Genomic DNA, 18,194 nt, shown 5'->3' with positions numbered 1-18,194 from the left:
ATGCCTTCAATGAGTTAGGTTGGTGCTATTAAAGCTAACAGATAAAGCTAACAAATACGTCGTAGGTCGTTTTGGTGGCGAAAGTTTTCGATATTCTGCGCCAGCTGCTCGATGATGGTTTGCCGAGCTTGGCTGCTGCTCCATGCCATGTGAGGTGTGACGATAAGGTTTGCGCCACGGTATTCTAATAAGGGGTTGCCATTAACCGGCGGCTCTTCTGTTAATACGTCGCTCGCAGCGCCTGCGATCAAACCCTGTTGCAGTGCCTGCACCAGATCGGTTTCGTTAACAATACCGCCGCGCGCGGTATTGATCAGCAAGGCGTGTGCTTGCATCTGTTTGAATTCATTTAAGCTGAACAGGTCTTTAGTTTCTGCTGTTAATGGGCAGTGCAGGCTAATGATGTCGGCCTGTTTTAATAGCTGTTCAAAGCTAACCCGACCATCACTGGTGGCTTGGCCTTTACGTGCCGAGATAATTACCTTCATGCCTAAGGCTTCGGCGACTTGAGCCGCTTTTTTGCCGAGGCTGCCATAGCCAACAAGGCCAAAGGTTTTACCTGCCAATTGCATGGGCAGATGATCCAGCAAGCAGAACTGGCTGGCGTTAGGCCATTTTTGAATCGCGGCCTGATGGTTGGCCGTTAGTTGGTTGGCCAGTGCGAATAGTAGCGCGAAACTGTGCTGAACGACCGACTCATTGCCGTAGCTTTGGCAGTTGTAAACGGCGATGCCCTGCTCACGGCAAGCATCAAGATCAATATTGTTAACGCCCGTGGCGGCAACGATGATTAGCTTAAGCCGTTGGGCGTTGACTATCTGTTGTTTGTTCAGAATGACCTTGTTACAGGCGACGATGTCAGCCTGTTCAATTCTGCTGGCAACCTGATCGGCCGAGGTCTGACTAAACCATTGCCAATTGGCAACGGCTTCTAATGGGCCGAAGTCTAAGTCCGTTGGGTTAAGACTGGATTGGTCGAGAAATACTGCCTGTAATGGTTGAGTCATACTGTCATCGCCGTACTGTGTTTTAGGCTAGCTTAACCTGCTTTGACGCCAAGCGCATGCCTTGCATGCGCTTGTTACAGCTAATGATGACAATTATGGCGTTGCCTTAAGAGGGACGTTTTAATGTCGTGATCTCGCCTAGCGCGGCATAGTCTTCACCGCCAATTTTCGATAGCGGCTGCAGCTTGGTGAAGTCGATCAACGGTTTGTCTTTGTGCATGACGTCATCGGCAACATAGGCTGCTTCAACTTGGCAATAAATCATCCCCTGAGGCGCGTCGCCAATTTCATGAATCTCATAGAGGCTGCACTCAAACGCCACCGGAGCACTGGTAACTCTAGGTAGTACGAAGCCAGCTTGCTCTGTTATCGGTAGATTAATGTGTTCGATTTCAGACTGGCCGCTTTCTAGTGATGCCGCAGAAGCATTCAATGGTTCGGCTAAGTCAGTATTGGCAATGTGAATGACACAGCGCTTGCTGCGTTCGATGTTTTGCCAAGTATCTTTTTTACTGCCATCACGCTTTTTACCTGCAGAAAACACCAATACTGGCGGCTCTGACGTTACTGCGGTAAAGAAAGAATAGGGCGCAATGTTGTAACTTCTGTCTTCATTGTCGCTTTCGTTTTCAGTGAGTACCCAAGCGATAGGGCGCGGAATGATGGCGTGGGTAAACAGGCGGTAGATTTCAGGTTTTTGTAGTTGAGAGAAATCAAAGTTCATCGTGTTCTCCTAAGGATGAGTGGCGAACCAGTCTAGGCTGCACAGTATAAGCTCAGTCTGGTGGCTGTTGCTATGGCCAAATATTAGATATTGCTAATATTAATGTTTTCTAATATTATGCGCAACTAATGTACGCTCGGCTAATCTGTTGATGCTGAGCTGTGTGAAACCCTCTTTTATAGGTTGCAGTCTATGGCAAGCCAAGACGATGCTAAATTAGAACAATCCCTGAAGCGCGATTTTGTTGGTCGGGTGATGAACAGCTATTTCCCGCCCATCCTGATGCTGCTGGCGCTCGTTATCGGCGCAGTGGCTTTGTGGCTGACACCCCGAGAAGAAGACCCTCAAATTGTTGTTCCTATGGCGGACTTAATCATTTCTGCGCCCGGGCTTTCTGCTCGGCAGATCGAAAAGCAGATTACCGAACCGCTGGAACAACTGCTTAAGCAGGTAGATGGCGTGGAGTATGTTTATTCCACCTCATCGACCGGCCAAGCCATTGTGATCGCTCGGTTTGAAGTTGGCCAAGAGCGTGAAAACTCGCTGGTTAAACTTTATAACAAGGTTTATTCGCACCAAGACTTAATGCCACCTTCGGTCACTAATTGGCTAATTAAACCAGTCGAGATCGACGATGTGCCGATCTTTGTTGCTGCACTTTATTCTACCGATGCTGATCAGGTTGATGAGTTCGAATTACGACGCCTTGCAGAAGAAGCCAGTCAGCGTCTGCAGTCGGTTGATAAAAGTAATAACGTGCAGGTGATTGGTGGCAGTCCTCGGCAAATTAATATCGAACTGGATGCCGCAGCGCTGGCCAGCCGAAAAACCACTATTGATGATGTTGCCTTTGCCTTAGGTGTTAATAATCAGCGCCAACAGGCTGGTTCAACGCATGTGCAAGGCCGTAGTTTTGAAGTGCAATCGGGCAGTTACTTTCGTGATGCCGATGATGTTGGTGCCAGCATTGTTAATGTTATTGATGGTCGCCCCGTGTATTTACGTGACATCGCTAAAATACAGGATGGCGCAGACGAGCCTGCCAGCTATAGCTGGTTTTCAAAGGGGCCTGCATTTGCTCTCGGTCAGCCGGATGGCGTCAGCCAAGGTTCGGTGTTGCCAGCTTCTGCTGAGCCTTATCCTGCGGTATTTATCGCGGCTGCGAAACAAAAAGGCAGCAATGCGGTTTGGGTTGCCAACGATCTGTTACAGGAGTTGGAGCAGATTCAACAACAGCAGTTTCCTGAGGCGGTGCAGTTTTCGGTGATCCGAGATTACGGCCAAACCGCTAACGATAAGGTGTCCAATCTTATTTCCAGCTTGGCCGTTTCAGTGCTGACGGTGGTTGTCTTTGTTGGCCTGTTTTTAAACTGGCGCTCGGCATTAGTGGTCGGCATTGCTATTCCTATCAGCTATGGCGCAGCTTTAGCGATGGACTTAGCGTTTGGCTATTCGATAAACCGAGTTACGCTGTTTGCGTTGATCTTAGCGCTCGGTTTAATTGTCGATGATCCCATTGCCAGTATCGATAACATTGAGCGTTATTTAAATCGCAAAGGTATGGCAAAGGCTTCGGCGATTGTTGCGGCGATGGCAGAAATTCGTGGTGCCTTGTTGATGTCCACTGTGGCGATTGTGATTGTTTTTACGCCGATGTTATTCATCACCGGAATGATGGGGCCTTACATGGCACCGATGGCGTTTAACGTCCCGATCAGTGTGGTGTTTTCTACCGTGGTGGCGTTTTTTATTACCCCTTGGCTGGCCAAAAAAATCATCGTCGCCGATAACAATCCTGCGGCGCAAGTCGCGGTGACCGAAACCGGACTGTACCGATTTTATCAACGCATCTTGACGCCCTTTTTAACCTCAAGACGCGCCAGTTGGATTCTACTTTCGGTGGTTGCTTTGTTGTTTGTAGTTGCCGCTATGTTGCCAACCATGCGTTGGGTGCCACTGAAGTTGTTACCGTACGACAACAAAAACGAATTCCAATTGGTAGTCGATCTACCTGAGTCAGCCAGCTTAGAAAGCACCGCGAATCTGTTGCAAGATATGGATCGCTATTTGAGAACCGTGCCTGAGGTTGCCTCTGTTTCGGCATTTGCCGGTATCGCTTCGCCAATGGATTTTAACGGCTTGGTGCGTCATTACTTTTTACGCAGTAATGAGTCCGAAGGTGAGTTGCGAGTGGTGTTGGCAGATAAAAAATACCGTGACGATCAGTCACATGCTTTAACCATGAAATTGCGCGACGATTTGCAAGCCATTGCGGATAACTATCAGGCTCATATGCAATTGGTCGAAACGCCGCCCGGCCCACCAGTTATTGCGACCGTGGTTGCCGAAGTTTACGGTGAAGATAATACCGCCTATGAAGATGTGATTGCCGCTGCTGATATTGTTGCTGAGCGATTAAAACGTGAGCCGTCGGCACGTGAAGTCGATACCAGCGCTCAGCTTGATTACCAGCGCTGGCGCTTTGAGGTCGACCGAGAAAAGGCCGCGCTTTCAGGTGTCTCGATTGCCGATATTAATGCGGTTATCAGCGCCGCTAACGACGGCCGTACGTTGAGTTATTTGCAAGATGAAAACGAAGTCTTCCCGACACCCATCCATGTTCGTTTGGCTTCGGATAGTCGAGATCAGTTGGAGCAGATTAAGCATCTGTATGTTCGTGCACAGGCGGGTGTGGCTAAAACATTGGTTGCCGGTTCGTTAGTCGATGCGCCTCAAGCGCTGGTGCAAATTGGAGAACTCGGCGAGTTTGTTTTGGAAGATGTTGACCAACCGATTTTCCATAAAAACCTTAAGCCCGTGGTTTATGTTTACGCTGAGGCCGTTGGCCGAGTGCCAGCAGAAATCGTCGTCGACACTTCGGTTGATAAGGTCGAGGCTGCTAGTGAAATAAATAACTCTGAGCAACCTAGAGCGCTTGGCTGGCGAAATTACTTTGCTAACGGCGGTGATGATTACTGGTCAGTGCCAGAAGATATTTCGGTTGTTTGGAATGGCGAAGGTGAATGGAAAATTACGCTAAATGTTTTTCGTGATATGGGCATTGCCTATGGCGTCGCTCTAATCGGTGTATACATTGTGCTGATGTTGCAAACCGGTTTACCAACGGTGGCAGGCATTATTATGTTGGCCATTCCGTTGACGGTCGTCGGTATTATGCCGGGCTTTTTATTGCTCAATAATATTGGCACAACTGAAATTGCTAATTATCCAAACCCTGTCTTGTTCACCGCCACAGCCATGATCGGCATGATTGCGCTTGCCGGTATTGTGGTACGTAACTCGCTGGTACTGATTGAATTTATTCATCAGTCTTTAGCCGAAGGTATGGCGCTAAAACAGGCGTTGATCGAAGCCGGTGCAGTACGCATGCGGCCCATTTTATTAACGGCTGGAACCACCATGCTGGGAAATATTGTCATCACCTTGGACCCCATTTTTAATGGCTTGGCGTGGGCGATTATGTTCGGCATCACCGCTTCAACGCTATTTACATTGGTGGTGATTCCGGTGGTTTATAACTTGGCTTACGGCAACTTAACTAACTCGCAGCAGAACGATGTGATGACCGAGGGAGAGAAACATGTTTAATAAAAAATGGTTAATAGCGGTGCTTAGCAGTGGTGCTCTGTTGCTAATCTTTATCGCCATGGCAGGTGGCTTTACCAGTAAAATTAAGCCAGCAGAAAACTCGCATGCACAGGCTGCGAATCAACAGCCGGTGACAGCGGTCATCGAACGAGAAATCGCCATAGTGAGTGAATACCCGGGGCATTTAATTGCTAAGCAAACCAGTGTGCTGTCATCCAGAATCAGTGCGCAGGTGGTGGATGTCTTGGCCGATGTCGGCGCTCGTGTAAAGCAGGGCGATATTATTATGCGCTTGGCCAATCAAGATTTAGATGCCAGACGAATCTCTCAACAGGAAAGTCTAGCGGCAGCACAAGCGCAATTGAATAAAGCCCGATTAGAGCACGATCGAGTAATCGCCTTGGTTAATGAAAAGCTGTTACCCGAAGCGGAACGCGATCGCGTTGTTGCGCAGCTGGATATAGCGCAAGCCAATTTAAAGCAGGCGAACGCAGCCTTAAGCGAAGCGCAAGCAAGTCTTGGCTATTCACTGATTGCAGCGCCTTACGATGGCATTATTTCTAAACGCTGGTTGAACTTAGGCGACCAAGCCAACGTCGGTGCTGCGTTAGTGAGCCTTTACAACCCTAATGACATGCAATTGAGTGTCAATATTCCCGAATCGGTGATCAAGGCTATCAAGTTGGGGCAGCGTTGGCCGCTACAGGTAGCAAGTCAAGAGCAACAGCTGTTTGCAACGGTTGTCGAAATTGCGCCAGCGGCAGACTTAGCCTCGCATAGTTTTTTAGTGAAGCTGGATATCGAGCCAAGTCTTCAGCCGTTATTGCCGGGTATGTTTGCCCGTCTGCAATTGACCACCGGATACCAGCCAGCGTTGCTGGTTGATAGTCGTGCGGTCTACCGAGTCGGCCAAATCGAATACGTCAAAGCGCTGAATGAGCAGGGTGTAGCGTTACCGGCCATTGTCCGTACGGGCAAACAACTTGATGAGTATTCATTAGTAAGGTCAGGACTGAGTGCTGGTGCTGAGGTGTTAATTAACCCTTAGTCGTCTAGAGCGGTTTGTGTGAGTCAGTTGAAAGCGCTGACTGACACAGGCCAGCTAACTGGGTAAATCATGGACCTAGGTCAGTCTTGCTTCGTCGACACAGTACTTGCGTCAATCAAACGCTGTTTAGCGCTACACTGTTCGAGAAAAATGGCCTAGTATTAGGCTGAAAATAAAAATAATAGAAGCTTTGATAAACTCTAATTCAAACGCCCATGCTTTACGTTTAATGATCCAACGAATGGTCAACAATCGAATAGTCTAACCGTGACGTTATAGCGGTTTATCAATCTTTAAGCTTCGTCAGCAAAGGTATTGCTTCATGATGCTAAAAAGATCAGTCAGCCTAGTCGGTCAAGTCATATTTGTGGGTGCGATCTTAGTCGCCACCATTGTTATTTTGGCCTTAGTGTCGGTGGGCGGTTTTCGCTCTACTCAATATGAATTGGATAAAATAATTCATCGGGTCAGTCCGTTAAAAACATTGGTCTCGGATATTCAGGTTAACCTGTTAAATGCCGACCTTATCGTTAATCGTTTTGCTCAAACCAATGATGAAAAAGAACAACAAGCCTACATTACAGAACTGGCCAGCAAGAAAACGCTATTGCTTGAGGCTGTTAAACAGTTACCTGAGTACAGCGAAGACCAAGCGTTAAATACAGAAACGCAAACACTTATTAACGAAAACTTTAAAGTCGCCGAAGAGTTTATCGCCATAGCCAAACGTGAGTTGCAACTGGCCAGTGATTTAAAACAGCAGAACTTTTTACGCGAAGAAATTATTAGTGGCTTTGAAGTTGAATCGGACGATATTGAAGATTATATTCTCAATGAATCATCATCCTTTGGCGCTCGTTTTGCGATTAGCCGTTTTAACGAACGCGCCAATACTTTATTCGAGCAAACCAGTTTTGCCTTGCAAGAAACACAACCAGAAAAGATGCTTGATTACCAACAAGACCTTGCAGATATTTACCAGGAATGGCTGCAAACCTGGCCGGTTATTAAAGACGAAGTCAGCGTTTTAGGCATCGCCATGGACGAGCTGATTACCAACAGTGAAGCTCTATTCATTGGCGAAAAATCGATAATCGTTACCCAAGCCAGTTACTTAGAAACAGTACAACAGCGCATGAGCAAACTTGACCAGATGCATGCCATTGAATTGCAAGCGGAGCAATTGGTGATGCGCTTAGGCGACTCGGTAATTGCTGCGCAACAAGCCTCGGAGTTGAATACTGCCAAAGCCTTGAGTAACGCGCGTAACCTTATTTTATTGGTCGGTATTTTGGCGACGTTAGTTTCGTTGGTTATGGTTCGTTCCTTGGTTGCGGGCATTAAAAAACCGATTGCAAAAATTCAACAGGGCTTACACCGCATAGCCGAAGGCGACATGTCAATTAGGCTGGAACAAACAGGCGCGCAAGAGATTGCCAGTATTGCGCGTGGTGTAAATGGTTTGGCGCAAGCGCTTTCGGAAATATTAAGCAAGGTATCGTCGGGCGCTTCGATGATAAGCCGCACCTCTCACCAAGCCTTGACTATTAATTCGGAGATTGCTGCACGAGTGACTGAACAACTTGACGAAACCCAAGCGGTTGCCAGTGCCGTGACCGAAATGGAATCGGCCATTGAAGAGGTTGCCAAAAATGCAGAAAGCGCCAGCCAACAGGTTGATGATGCCAACAAAGAAGCGTTAGCCAATAAAACACTTATGGATCAAAATAAACGCGCAATTCAAACCTTAGATCGGCAGTTAAAAATGGCCAGTGACGGTGCGCAAGAATTAAAAGCCAGCAGTGAATCGATTGAACAAATCATGTCGACCATTGAAAGCATTGCCGAGCAAACTAATTTGCTGGCGTTGAATGCCGCTATCGAAGCAGCTCGGGCCGGTGAACAGGGTCGAGGCTTTGCCGTGGTTGCAGACGAGGTGCGAAGTTTAGCGCAGCGCACTCAAGACGCGACACAAGAAATTTCTGGCAAAATAGAAACGCTATTAAAGAACTCTGAAGACACTGTTTTAGGTATGCAAAAAAGTCAGTCGGATGCATTAGAAAGCGTCGCTAAAGCGCAAGAAGCCGGAGACGCACTGGATCGCATGCTGGAAAACCTAGCCTCCATTAATCAGATGAGTCAGAGCATTGCCGCTGCTGCAGAACAACAAACCGTGGTGGCAAAAGAGGTGGCGCAAAATGTCGTGCGAATCGCCGATTTGGGTGCCGATTCTGCAACCGGCGCAAAACAGGCCGACGAGCAATCGAAAGCATTGGTTGAGTTGGCCAAAGAGCAGTCGGACATGGTTGAGCGATTTACCTTTTAATTCTATTCATAACCATACTCAGCGGTTGAACAAAGCTTTTACTGGCTCGGCTCATTGAGCCAGTAGAGGCGTTATTTCTGTTACTCGGTAATATTGGTTACCATGGTCTTTATCGTTGAGCAGTAGAGAAGAGTTATGGCAGTTACCTTAGCAGAGCCGAAGTTTGCCGAGTTTGAAATTAAAAAAAGCCGATTTTTAGGCTGGGTTGAACCGGTCTCATCGGTACAGGCTGCCAAGCAACGCATTGCCGATATTCGCCAGCAGTACCCCGATGCACGTCATGTTTGCACGGCCTTTTATGTTAAAGGTCAGACCGGATTGAGTGACGATGGCGAACCTTCGGGCACCGCCGCTAAACCGATGTTTAATGTTTTAAATCACAAAGGCTTGGTCGATGTTGTCGCCATTGTGGTGCGTTATTTTGGCGGTATTAAACTCGGTGCTGGCGGTTTAAGCCGCGCTTATGGTAATGCCATTAGTCTGGCCTTAGAAAACGCAGAACTGCTGACGGTCGAGTCGCAGTGGCAAATAGCGTTAAGTTTCCCCTTTGGTTTAGAAAACCAAGTACGGCACGTACTCGGTAAGGCCGGTTTACAGCTACAGCAAGTGGCTTATCACGATCAAGTTAGCGCAGAGCTGACGGTGAAACAGTCGCAAAAAAATGAAGTGTGTGAGCTGTTACAAACGGTAGCTCCAGCTGGAGATCAACTTTCGATCAGTGTCTCGGCACTCGACTGACCCGCCAGCGCTTGCGCCGGATCAACTTTTAGCTAACTCGTTTGCTATCACTCGTTGCCGCAGCGATCTTTACCCTACAATGGCTAGAATATTAGAATTTATTAATATAAGATAATTCTAATTTAATCTTAGCTTGTAGAGGCTCTGGCCATGACAAAAAAAATCCTCATTGTGGGTGGTGTTGCTGGGGGTGCGTCGGCAGCGGCGCGCTTACGTCGTATTGATGAGACAGCGCAGATCATTATGTTTGAGCGCGATCAATTCATCTCCTTTGCTAACTGCGGTCTGCCGTACCATATCGGTGGCGAAATTGAAGATCGCAATGCCCTATTGGTGCAAACTCCCGAATCTATGCATGCGCGGTTTAATATTGATATTCGCATCCAGTCTGAAGTGGTTGATATTGATGCTCAGGCGAAACAGGTGTCGGTACACAGGCTAGATACGGGCGAGCGTTATCAAGAATCTTACGATGAGCTTATCCTGTCGCCAGGTGCAAAACCGATAATGCCGCCGATTCCTGGCATCGATTTAGCCTCAGTGTTTAGCTTACGCAACATCCCCGATATGGATCGAATTATTCATAAACTGGATATCGATGCGCCTCGCTCAGCGGTGGTAATTGGTGGCGGTTTTATTGGCATTGAAATGGCAGAAGCGTTAGTGCACCGCAAAGTCGAGACCACGCTAATTGAGTTGTCGAATCAGGTTATGCCGCCAATCGATGCCGAAATGGCGGTACCTTTGCACCAAGAAATGCGTCGCAACGGTACTCAATTGATATTAGGCGATGCCTTAGAAGCGATAACAGAATCTAGCGATAACGAGCTAACGCTGACATTGCGTTCAGGCCGAGAGCTAAAAACCGATATGCTGATTATGGCGATTGGCGTGACACCTGAAAATCAGCTGGCTAAAACAGCGGGCTTGGCGTTAGGCCAACGCGGTGGCATTCAAGTCGATAAGCAGATGCGTACCAGCGTCGAACATATTTGGGCGGTTGGCGATGCGATTGAAGTTGCGCATTTTGTTACAGGCAGCCACGCGCAGATTCCATTGGCTGGGCCTGCCAACCGGCAAGGTCGAATCGTCGCTGATAATATTTTTGGTATGGCTTCGGAATATAAAGATACGCTAGGCACTGGTATCTGTAAGGTCTTCAACTTGGCGGCGGCCTCAACGGGTGCCAATGAAAAGCAATTATTGGCAGAGCAAAAGCCTTTCCAAAAGGTGTATTTGCACGCAGCCGATCATGCAGGCTATTACCCTGATGCTCGCCAAATTCACCTTAAGTTATTATTTCAGCCAACAGATGGCCGTATTTTAGGTGCGCAGGCGGTCGGTGAAAAAGGCGTCGATAAACGTATTGATGTGCTCGCTACTGCAATTCGAGCAGGCTTAACGGTTTTTGATTTGGAAGAGTTTGAGCTTTGTTATGCACCACCCTTTGGCTCGGCAAAAGACATTATTAATCAGGCCGGTTTTGTCGCCAGCAATGCTTTGCGCGGCTCGCATGATATTTGCCAAGCAGACGCCTTGCCGCAGGGTGATGATGTGCAGGTGTTGGATGTCCGTTCAGCGTCAGAAATATCAGCGCACGGCAGCATTGAAGGCGCTATTAATATTCCGCTGGATCAGTTGCGTCAAAACTTACAGCGGCTACCAAAAGATAAAACATGGGTGACGCTTTGTGCGGTTGGTTTAAGAGGCTATGTCGCGCAACGCATGTTGGTTCAACATGGTTATTCGGTATTAAATATGACCGGCGGCTATACCAGCTATTTAATGGCACAACAGGTTGGGCGCTAATTCAGCCTTATTTATGAGTTGATGGTTAAAATTTATGAGTTGATGGTTAAGCGTTGTTCTAGCTGCTCAATGGCCCAGCGAAGGTGTTCATCGAGCAGCTCTGAATAACAGCCGAGTTTATTACTCAATAATTGGATGACCTGATGACTCGGCTCGCCATTACCCAATGCAATAGCGATGTTGCGTAACCACTGTTGATAACCAATACGCCGGATCGGACTGCCTTCGGTTCGGCTTAAAAAGGTTGTCTCGTCCCAACTGAATAAGTCGGTAAGTGAAGCCTGATCGAGTTGATGTCGCGGCGTAAAGTCGGACTCGGCCGAGGTATCGGCTTTGTTATTGTGTGGGCACACCAGTTGGCAATCGTCGCAGCCGTAAATTCGGTTGCCCATTTTACTTCTCAGATCGACAGGAATGCTGCCGCTGTATTCGATGGTCAAATAGCTAATGCATTTTCTTGCATCCAATACCCCAGCTTGAGTAAAGGCATCGGTCGGGCATTTCACCAAGCATTCTTGGCAGCTGCCACAGTGATTTTTTTCAAACGGTTCATCGAACGGCAGTTCTAAGTCGGTAAATAACTCACCTAAAAAGAACCAACTGCCCGCGCCCGGCGCTAATAATAGGGTGTTTTTACCAATCCAACCCATGCCGCTCTTTTCGGCCAATTGGCGTTCCATGACAGGTGCGCTGTCGACAAACGGGCGATAGCCATGCTCGCCAGCCAGTTGTGCAATCTGTTTAGCAAAGAGTGTCAGCCGTTTGCGCAGCACCTTATGGTAGTCGCGGCCTACCGCATAGCGGGCAACATAAGCTTTGTTCGGGTCGGAAAGAATGTTGAATGGCGGCGCACCGTCGGGCAGGTAATCCATACGTACCGAAATCACAGTCTTGGTGCCGGGGTGCAGTTGGCCACCGTGAAAGCGTTTATCTTTATTGCGTTGTAGCCAATCCATTTCGCCATGATGACCGGCATCGAGCCATTGTTGGAAGCGTAATTCGTGTTCATCGGTTGAAGGCGAGCTAAAGTGTACGGCCTGCAAACCTAAGTTTAAGCCCAGCTGACGGATCTGTTCAGCTAGAGTTAATTCACCTGATGTTGCTATGATGGAGTTGGTAGGCTGCATGGATTGATAATCGTGTGCTAGGTTATGATGAATTGGCGTTATTGAGTGTAGCGTCGCTGCGGTCGATTATCTAAACCTTCGGCGGCAGCCAAGTAACGTAGGTGAGTGCAAAGCCGAATAAATATCATAATAGCCTGAGCTGTAAGTCGTAGGCATAAAAAAGCCCGAGAGACGTTTTTAAGACGGTTCGGGCTTTTTTAAATAGGCAGTAAATCCTGAGATGTTTTTAAGACACTTGAGTGACTTAGCTGCCTAACTTCTATACCGTTCAATCTAGAGTGATTAATTGGCTTGGTCAAGCGCTTTTTTGCTTTTTTTGGCTGGCGAATACTCGTTGGTACAAAGCTGATACACTTTGGTTGAATAACAGCGAATGAATCGCGTTTTATCGTGAATCTGATAAGCGTAAATGATGTCGGTTTTTTGGAAGTAGGGTTGTGGAAAGAAGTTTAACAGAAGATCAAATGCCAGCCTTTGGTGCTCAGCTAGCAAAAGCTTGCCGTTCGGGCAGTGTTATCTATCTGCAAGGCACTTTAGGAATGGGTAAAACAACGCTGTCTCGTTGCGTCGTTGAAGCCACTGGTTGGCAGGGGCGAGTAAAAAGCCCAACCTATACTTTGGTTGAACAATACAGCGGTAATTTGGTCGAAGCGTTACATTTTGATCTTTATCGATTAGCAGACCCAGAAGAGCTGGAGTTTTTAGGCGTACGTGATTTTGATCAGCATCAGGCCATTTGGCTAATCGAATGGCCTGAACGCGGCGCGGGCTTATTACCGCCAGCAGATATTGAGGTTTATTTTGAAGATGCGCAAAATAGCCGAAAACTAAGGTTAGTCGCCTGTTCAGATAAGGGCGCACAGCAACTTCAACAGATGGAAGCGATGGCGTGAGGCTGAAAATAAGCATGAAGCCAAAGAACAGATTATCCGTACGGCAGCTTACAGCGCTGTGCTTATCGTTATTGCTGGCAACTATGGTTCAGGCGGTCAGCATTGAAAGTGCTCGTATTTGGCCGGCACCCGATAGTACGCGACTGGTGCTCGATGTTAGCGAATCTGTCGAGCACAGTTTGCTGGTACTGAAAAACCCGGATCGTATTGTACTCGATGTTAAAGACAGCAGCTTAGCAACCGAGTTAGCAGCGCTCGATCTCGATAATACTGGCATTGAGCGAATCCGCAGTGGCGTGCGTAATGGCAGCGATGTTCGTATTGTGCTCGATATGCAAGCCGAGATGACACCGCGGAGCTTTTCTTTATTGCCGAACGAGCAGTACGGTCATCGCTTGGTGATCGACCTAGAAAGAGATCTGGCCATTAAGGCTAACGAAACTGTCCCCAGTGCTGCCAAAACCATTGAGCAAGTCACGAGCCAAAAACGCGACATTATAGTCGTTATTGATGCCGGTCACGGTGGTGAAGACCCAGGTGCCATTGGGCCAAGAAAACTGCATGAAAAAAATGTCGTGCTGGCAATCGCTAAAGAATTGTATCGTCAACTGGATGCCCTGCCAGGCTATAAACCGGTTATGACGCGCACCGGCGATTACATCGTTGCGTTAAAAAAACGCAGCGACTTTGCCCGTGAAAACAATGCAGACCTATTTATTTCGATTCACGCCGATGCTTACCGTTTACCTTCGGCACATGGTGCTTCGGTGTTTGCGCTCTCCAATGGCGGCTCTGTCAGCGCAATGGCGAAATACCTTGCCGACCAAGAAAACGCAGCCGATACCATTGGTGGTATTAACGGCGTTTCGTTAGAAGATAAAGACGATGTTTTGCGTTCGGTGCTGGTCGACTTATCAATGACCTCTACCTTGCAACGTTCGGTTGAAGTTGGCGGCATGGTGTTATCCGAAATTGGTGATTTCACCAAGTTGCATGGCGACCGACGCTCGGTGGGTCATGCTAACTTTGTTGTGTTACGTGCCCCAGATGTACCTTCAATATTGGTTGAAACTGGCTTTATCAGTAACCCGCGAGAGGCGGCCAATTTAGGCTCAGCCAGTTATCGCAAAAAGATGGCAACGGCGATTAGCGATGGCGTGCAGCGTTACTTTGAGCGTAATGCGCCAGACGGCAGCTATATTGCCTGGCGTCAGGAAAATAAAAACACTATTCGGCGTTATACCGTTTCTCAAGGTGATACTTTATCTAGCATTGCCAGCCGGAACGGAACCTCTGTGCGTAAATTGATCTCAGCAAATAATCTGTCGAGTACCTCTATTCGCATTGGTCAGGTATTAGTAATTCCAGACGCTTAGTTTATAGGTGCTGAGTTTATAGGTGCTTAGTTCACCAGACATTTGCCTATTGCGCCGACTGTTAGGCGTAACTAGGACAGACATCGATTAGGATTTTTGATGACATCCAGAAAAATTGAGGTGCTTTCACCTCGTTTAGCCAACCAAATTGCCGCCGGAGAAGTGGTTGAACGCCCCGCCTCGGTGGTGAAAGAGTTGATTGAAAACTGTTTAGATGCCGGAGCCACTCGAATCGATATCGATATCGAACAGGGCGGTGTTAAGTTAATTCGGGTACGTGATAACGGTCGTGGTATTGGTAAGGACGATTTGCCCTTGGCGTTGGCTCGCCATGCGACCTCAAAGGTTTATTCGTTAGATGAACTCGAAGCGCTCAATTCGCTTGGGTTTCGTGGTGAAGCCTTGGCGTCGGTGGCGTCGGTATCGCGATTGACCTTGACCTCTAAGCCCGCCGCTCAGGATACCGCTTGGCAAGTCAGTGCTCAGGGCCGAGATATGGCAGTCGATCTGACGCCTGCGGCGCATACTGACGGCACCAGTGTGGAAGTGCGCGATCTATTTTTTAATACCCCAGCGAGACGTAAGTTTTTGCGCACCGAAAAAACCGAATTTAATCATTTAGAAGAGGTGGTTAAGCGGCAAGCCTTAGCACGTTTTGATGTTGGTTTTTCTCTTAGTCACAACGGCCGAACCATTCATGCTTTGCGTCCTGCTGCAACGCCTGCCGAACAACAGCGGCGCATTGCGCAATTGCTTAACCCGGACTTTATGAATAATGCCTTGGTGATTGAAACCGAACGTGCGGGTTTAACGATGACCGGCTGGGTCGGCTTGCCAACCTTTTCACGTTCTTCTGCGGATATGCAGTATTTCTTTGTTAATGGCCGAGTAGTGCGCGATAAGGTGATTGCTCATGCGGTGAAACAAGCCTATCGCGATGTTCTATACAATGGCCGCCACGCCTGCTTTGTGCTCTATTTAGAACTTGATAACGCCGCAGTGGATGTCAATGTTCACCCTACAAAACATGAAGTTCGGTTCCGAGATCAACGCTTGGTGCACGACTTTTTGTTTTCGCAATTACACCGAGCTTTAGCTGAATACCGACCGGATGGCCAGTCGCTAACGGCAGATTCAACGATTGAAGCCATGCCGCCAAAAGCCACAGGTCTTGCTGCGGGTGAGTTTTCGGGTCAGTCGTCGTTATCGATGAATGAAGCACCAACGGCGCAATTTGCTAACGCTGCTGGTTCGCACTCGATAGCGCAGACTGCTAATGGCTACGCTCAGCAATCCAGCGGTGTGACCGAACAGTTGGCGGCTTATCAGCAATTGGTGACACCGGCAGATCAGCCACAAACACAGTCAGATATTCCTCCGCTGGGTTTTGCGGTCGCTCAGTTACACGGTGTTTATATTCTTTCTCAGTCGGAACATGGGCTGATTATGGTGGATATGCACGCCGCCCATGAACGCATTACCTACGAGCGGATGAAGCAGCAGTACGATCAACAGGCGGTGCAGGCGCAGCCATTATTGGTGCCGCTGAGCTTATCGCTGAGTGAGCGTGAAGCCGATGTTGCCGAGCAGTTTGCTGAGTTATTGCTCAGTTTTGGGCTGGTGGTTGATCGCATCGCACCGGAGACGGTTTCCATTCGCCAAGTGCCAGTGTTCTTGCAGCAATCGAATGCTGCAGAGCTGGTACGGTCGGTGTTGGCCGATTTTGTTGAGCATGAAACATCCGATGCTATCTTGGCGCATCGTAACGAAATTCTATCGACTATGGCGTGTCACGGTTCTGTAAGAGCTAATCGCCAGCTGACGGTTCCTGAAATGAATGCTTTGCTACGAGATATGGAGCGCACCGAGCGCAGTGGCCAATGTAACCATGGCCGCCCAACCTGGACTCAGTTGACGATGAAAGATCTCGATAAACTGTTTTTAAGAGGCCGATAAAGGTGCAGCATAAACCGACAGCGCTGTTCCTTATGGGCCCTACAGCGGCAGGTAAAACCAACTTGGCTATGTCTTTGGTACAACAAGGGCAGTGCGAAATCATCTCAGTCGACTCGGCGCAAATTTATCGCGGTATGAATATTGGCACAGCAACACCCAGTGCCGAAGAGTTAGCCTTGGCGCCGCACCATCTGATTGATATCTGCGATCCAGCCGAGTCTTATTCGGCGGTGCAGTTCCGAAACGATGCATTGACGTTGATGGATGACATCGTCGCGCGAGGCAAAACACCCTTGCTCACCGGCGGCACCATGCTTTATTTTAAAACGTTAGTTGAGCCGTTAGCACAAATGCCGGCCTCGGATGAAATTGTTCGAGCACAATTACAACAGCAATTAGCCGAGCAAGGACTGGCTTCGCTAGTCGCCGAGTTGGCTGAGGTCGACCCTGTTGCTCATCAGCAAATCGAATTGCAGAACCCGCAGCGAGTTCAGCGCGCGTTAGAGGTCTATCGCCAAACCGGTAAGCCGATTTCCAGTTTTTGGGCGCAACAAGACAATAGCGCCAAAGGTAAGTTATCGAGCGCAGCCATTGAGCAGTTTCCTTATCGATTAATGCAGTATGCGGTCATTCCGAATGATCGTAAGGTGTTGCATCAACGTATTGCTGAGCGCTTTGATCTGATGTTGAAGATGGGCTTTGAAGCTGAGGCGCGATTGTTATTTGAGCGCGGCGATTTGCACTTGGATTTACCCTCAATTCGCAGTGTTGGTTATCGACAAATGTGGCAATACTTTCAGGGCGACTATACTTATGAACAGATGGTAGAGCGCGGCGTTATTGCGACTCGACAACTGGCAAAACGCCAATTGACCTGGTTGAGAGGATGGCCGGAACTGATCGAAATTGACATATCAGCCTATTCAACCGAGCAATGGTGTCAGCGAATCCTGAGTCAGCTGTGATGATTTCAGCCTAAAGTGCTAAATATCGTCAGATTCTCGGTAAATAATCGCGTTGAGCCATCTACAATCTATTTAAAATAATTTAGAATCCGGACATTGAATAACTGAATGCGGCTATCCCAGTTTTTAAGCGGCTCGATAAAGTTCATTTATCAATGGGCGGCGCTGGAGCATTTGAAGCACGGATATACCTGGTTTTTCGAACTGACAGAGCAAGGCGTTGGTTGAGTATTTGACCAATGATCTATTGCTAAAGAGTGCAAGCCGATTACTATTACAATCCTTGAAGAAAAAGGAGTCCACCATGTCGAAGGGCCAGTCTCTACAAGACCCTTTCTTAAACGCGCTACGAAAAGAGCGTATACCCGTATCTATTTTTTTGGTTAACGGCATTAAGTTGCAGGGTCAGATCGAAAGTTTCGATCAATTTGTCATTTTGCTGAAAAACACAGTCAGCCAAATGGTTTATAAGCACGCTATCTCAACGGTTGTGCCTGCGCGCAATGTTAAGATTTCGATGGACGGCGAAGAATCCGTAACCGTCGAATAGTGCCTCGTCAATAGATAGCACGCTGTTGTCTTCCCATCGCCCGGCAATGCCGGGTATCGGAGTTTT

Annotated in this window: 13 protein-coding genes; 10 read left to right on the top strand and 3 right to left on the bottom strand. The window is 48.1% G+C overall.

The features are described from left to right. Nucleotides 1-47 precede the first annotated feature (47 nt). Nucleotides 48-1,007 carry a D-2-hydroxyacid dehydrogenase gene (locus tag FME95_RS06235; RefSeq protein ID WP_147713530.1) on the bottom strand — a complete coding sequence of 320 codons (960 nt, stop codon included), beginning with the start codon at nt 1,005-1,007 and terminating at the stop codon, nt 48-50. 106 nt (nt 1,008-1,113) lie between these two features. Further along, nucleotides 1,114-1,731: a flavin reductase family protein gene (locus FME95_RS06230; RefSeq protein WP_147713529.1), complete on the bottom strand. Its 618-nt coding sequence runs from the start codon at nt 1,729-1,731 to the stop codon at nt 1,114-1,116. A 192-nt stretch (nt 1,732-1,923) separates the two neighbouring features. Here FME95_RS06230 and FME95_RS06225 point away from each other — a divergent pair, with 192 nt between their 5' ends. From FME95_RS06225 to FME95_RS06205, 5 genes are all read left to right on the top strand, one after another. Beyond that, a complete protein-coding gene (locus FME95_RS06225; RefSeq protein WP_222709912.1) occupies nt 1,924-5,340 on the top strand; it encodes an efflux RND transporter permease subunit in 3,417 nt (1,138 codons plus the stop codon). Next, nucleotides 5,333-6,388: an efflux RND transporter periplasmic adaptor subunit gene (locus FME95_RS06220; RefSeq protein WP_147713528.1), complete on the top strand. Its 1,056-nt coding sequence runs from the start codon at nt 5,333-5,335 to the stop codon at nt 6,386-6,388. The genes FME95_RS06225 and FME95_RS06220 overlap by 8 nt, the downstream gene beginning before the upstream one ends. Before the next feature lie 322 nt (nt 6,389-6,710). Continuing rightward, nucleotides 6,711-8,714: a methyl-accepting chemotaxis protein gene (locus tag FME95_RS06215; protein WP_147713527.1), complete on the top strand. Its 2,004-nt coding sequence runs from the start codon at nt 6,711-6,713 to the stop codon at nt 8,712-8,714. Nucleotides 8,715-8,849: 135 nt separating this feature from the next. After that, complete coding sequence (locus tag FME95_RS06210) at nt 8,850-9,452, top strand: IMPACT family protein (RefSeq protein WP_147713526.1); 603 nt, start codon at nt 8,850-8,852, stop codon at nt 9,450-9,452. A 150-nt stretch (nt 9,453-9,602) separates the two neighbouring features. Then, the gene (locus tag FME95_RS06205; protein ID WP_147713525.1) at nt 9,603-11,261 is read left to right on the top strand and encodes an FAD-dependent oxidoreductase; all 1,659 of its coding nucleotides are present in this window, start codon (nt 9,603-9,605) and stop codon (nt 11,259-11,261) included. A gap of 32 nt (nt 11,262-11,293) precedes the next feature. On the opposite strand, the gene queG is transcribed toward FME95_RS06205, so the two are convergent. Then, complete coding sequence (gene queG / locus FME95_RS06200) at nt 11,294-12,388, bottom strand: tRNA epoxyqueuosine(34) reductase QueG (protein WP_147713524.1); 1,095 nt, start codon at nt 12,386-12,388, stop codon at nt 11,294-11,296. 437 nt (nt 12,389-12,825) lie between these two features. On the opposite strand from queG, the gene tsaE reads away from it, so the two are divergent. The 5 genes from tsaE (at nt 12,826) to hfq (ending at nt 18,128) form a co-directional block, all read left to right on the top strand. After that, nucleotides 12,826-13,281: a tRNA (adenosine(37)-N6)-threonylcarbamoyltransferase complex ATPase subunit type 1 TsaE gene (tsaE, locus tag FME95_RS06195; protein WP_246109331.1), complete on the top strand. Its 456-nt coding sequence runs from the start codon at nt 12,826-12,828 to the stop codon at nt 13,279-13,281. A 14-nt stretch (nt 13,282-13,295) separates the two neighbouring features. Next, on the top strand, nt 13,296-14,657 hold the full coding sequence (locus FME95_RS06190) for an N-acetylmuramoyl-L-alanine amidase (protein ID WP_147713523.1): 1,362 nt from the start codon (nt 13,296-13,298) through the stop codon (nt 14,655-14,657). 99 nt (nt 14,658-14,756) lie between these two features. Then, nucleotides 14,757-16,613: a DNA mismatch repair endonuclease MutL gene (mutL, locus tag FME95_RS06185; RefSeq protein ID WP_147713522.1), complete on the top strand. Its 1,857-nt coding sequence runs from the start codon at nt 14,757-14,759 to the stop codon at nt 16,611-16,613. Between the two features lie 2 nt (nt 16,614-16,615). Then, nucleotides 16,616-17,578, top strand: coding sequence for a tRNA (adenosine(37)-N6)-dimethylallyltransferase MiaA (gene miaA / locus FME95_RS06180; RefSeq protein WP_147713521.1), 963 nt, complete (start codon nt 16,616-16,618; stop codon nt 17,576-17,578). Nucleotides 17,579-17,882: 304 nt separating this feature from the next. After that, nucleotides 17,883-18,128, top strand: coding sequence for an RNA chaperone Hfq (gene hfq, locus FME95_RS06175; RefSeq protein WP_147713520.1), 246 nt, complete (start codon nt 17,883-17,885; stop codon nt 18,126-18,128). Nucleotides 18,129-18,194: the final 66 nt, after the last annotated feature.

The organism is Reinekea thalattae, assembly GCF_008041945.1.
Classification (GTDB): domain Bacteria; phylum Pseudomonadota; class Gammaproteobacteria; order Pseudomonadales; family Natronospirillaceae; genus Reinekea; species Reinekea thalattae.
This window is presented reverse-complemented; position numbering and strand designations above follow the sequence as displayed.

Excerpts from the sequence above, each read along its gene's own strand:
- FME95_RS06235 (WP_147713530.1), bottom strand. The coding sequence starts at position 1,007 with ATGACTCAACCATTACAGGCAGTATTTCTCGACCAATCCAGTCTTAAC.
- FME95_RS06230 (WP_147713529.1), bottom strand. The coding sequence starts at position 1,731 with ATGAACTTTGATTTCTCTCAACTACAAAAACCTGAAATCTACCGCCTG.
- FME95_RS06225 (WP_222709912.1), top strand. The coding sequence starts at position 1,924 with ATGGCAAGCCAAGACGATGCTAAATTAGAACAATCCCTGAAGCGCGAT.
- FME95_RS06220 (WP_147713528.1), top strand. The coding sequence starts at position 5,333 with ATGTTTAATAAAAAATGGTTAATAGCGGTGCTTAGCAGTGGTGCTCTG.
- FME95_RS06215 (WP_147713527.1), top strand. The coding sequence starts at position 6,711 with ATGATGCTAAAAAGATCAGTCAGCCTAGTCGGTCAAGTCATATTTGTG.
- FME95_RS06210 (WP_147713526.1), top strand. The coding sequence starts at position 8,850 with ATGGCAGTTACCTTAGCAGAGCCGAAGTTTGCCGAGTTTGAAATTAAA.
- FME95_RS06205 (WP_147713525.1), top strand. The coding sequence starts at position 9,603 with ATGACAAAAAAAATCCTCATTGTGGGTGGTGTTGCTGGGGGTGCGTCG.
- queG (WP_147713524.1), bottom strand. The coding sequence starts at position 12,388 with ATGCAGCCTACCAACTCCATCATAGCAACATCAGGTGAATTAACTCTA.
- FME95_RS06190 (WP_147713523.1), top strand. The coding sequence starts at position 13,296 with ATGAAGCCAAAGAACAGATTATCCGTACGGCAGCTTACAGCGCTGTGC.
- mutL (WP_147713522.1), top strand. The coding sequence starts at position 14,757 with ATGACATCCAGAAAAATTGAGGTGCTTTCACCTCGTTTAGCCAACCAA.
- hfq (WP_147713520.1), top strand. The coding sequence starts at position 17,883 with ATGTCGAAGGGCCAGTCTCTACAAGACCCTTTCTTAAACGCGCTACGA.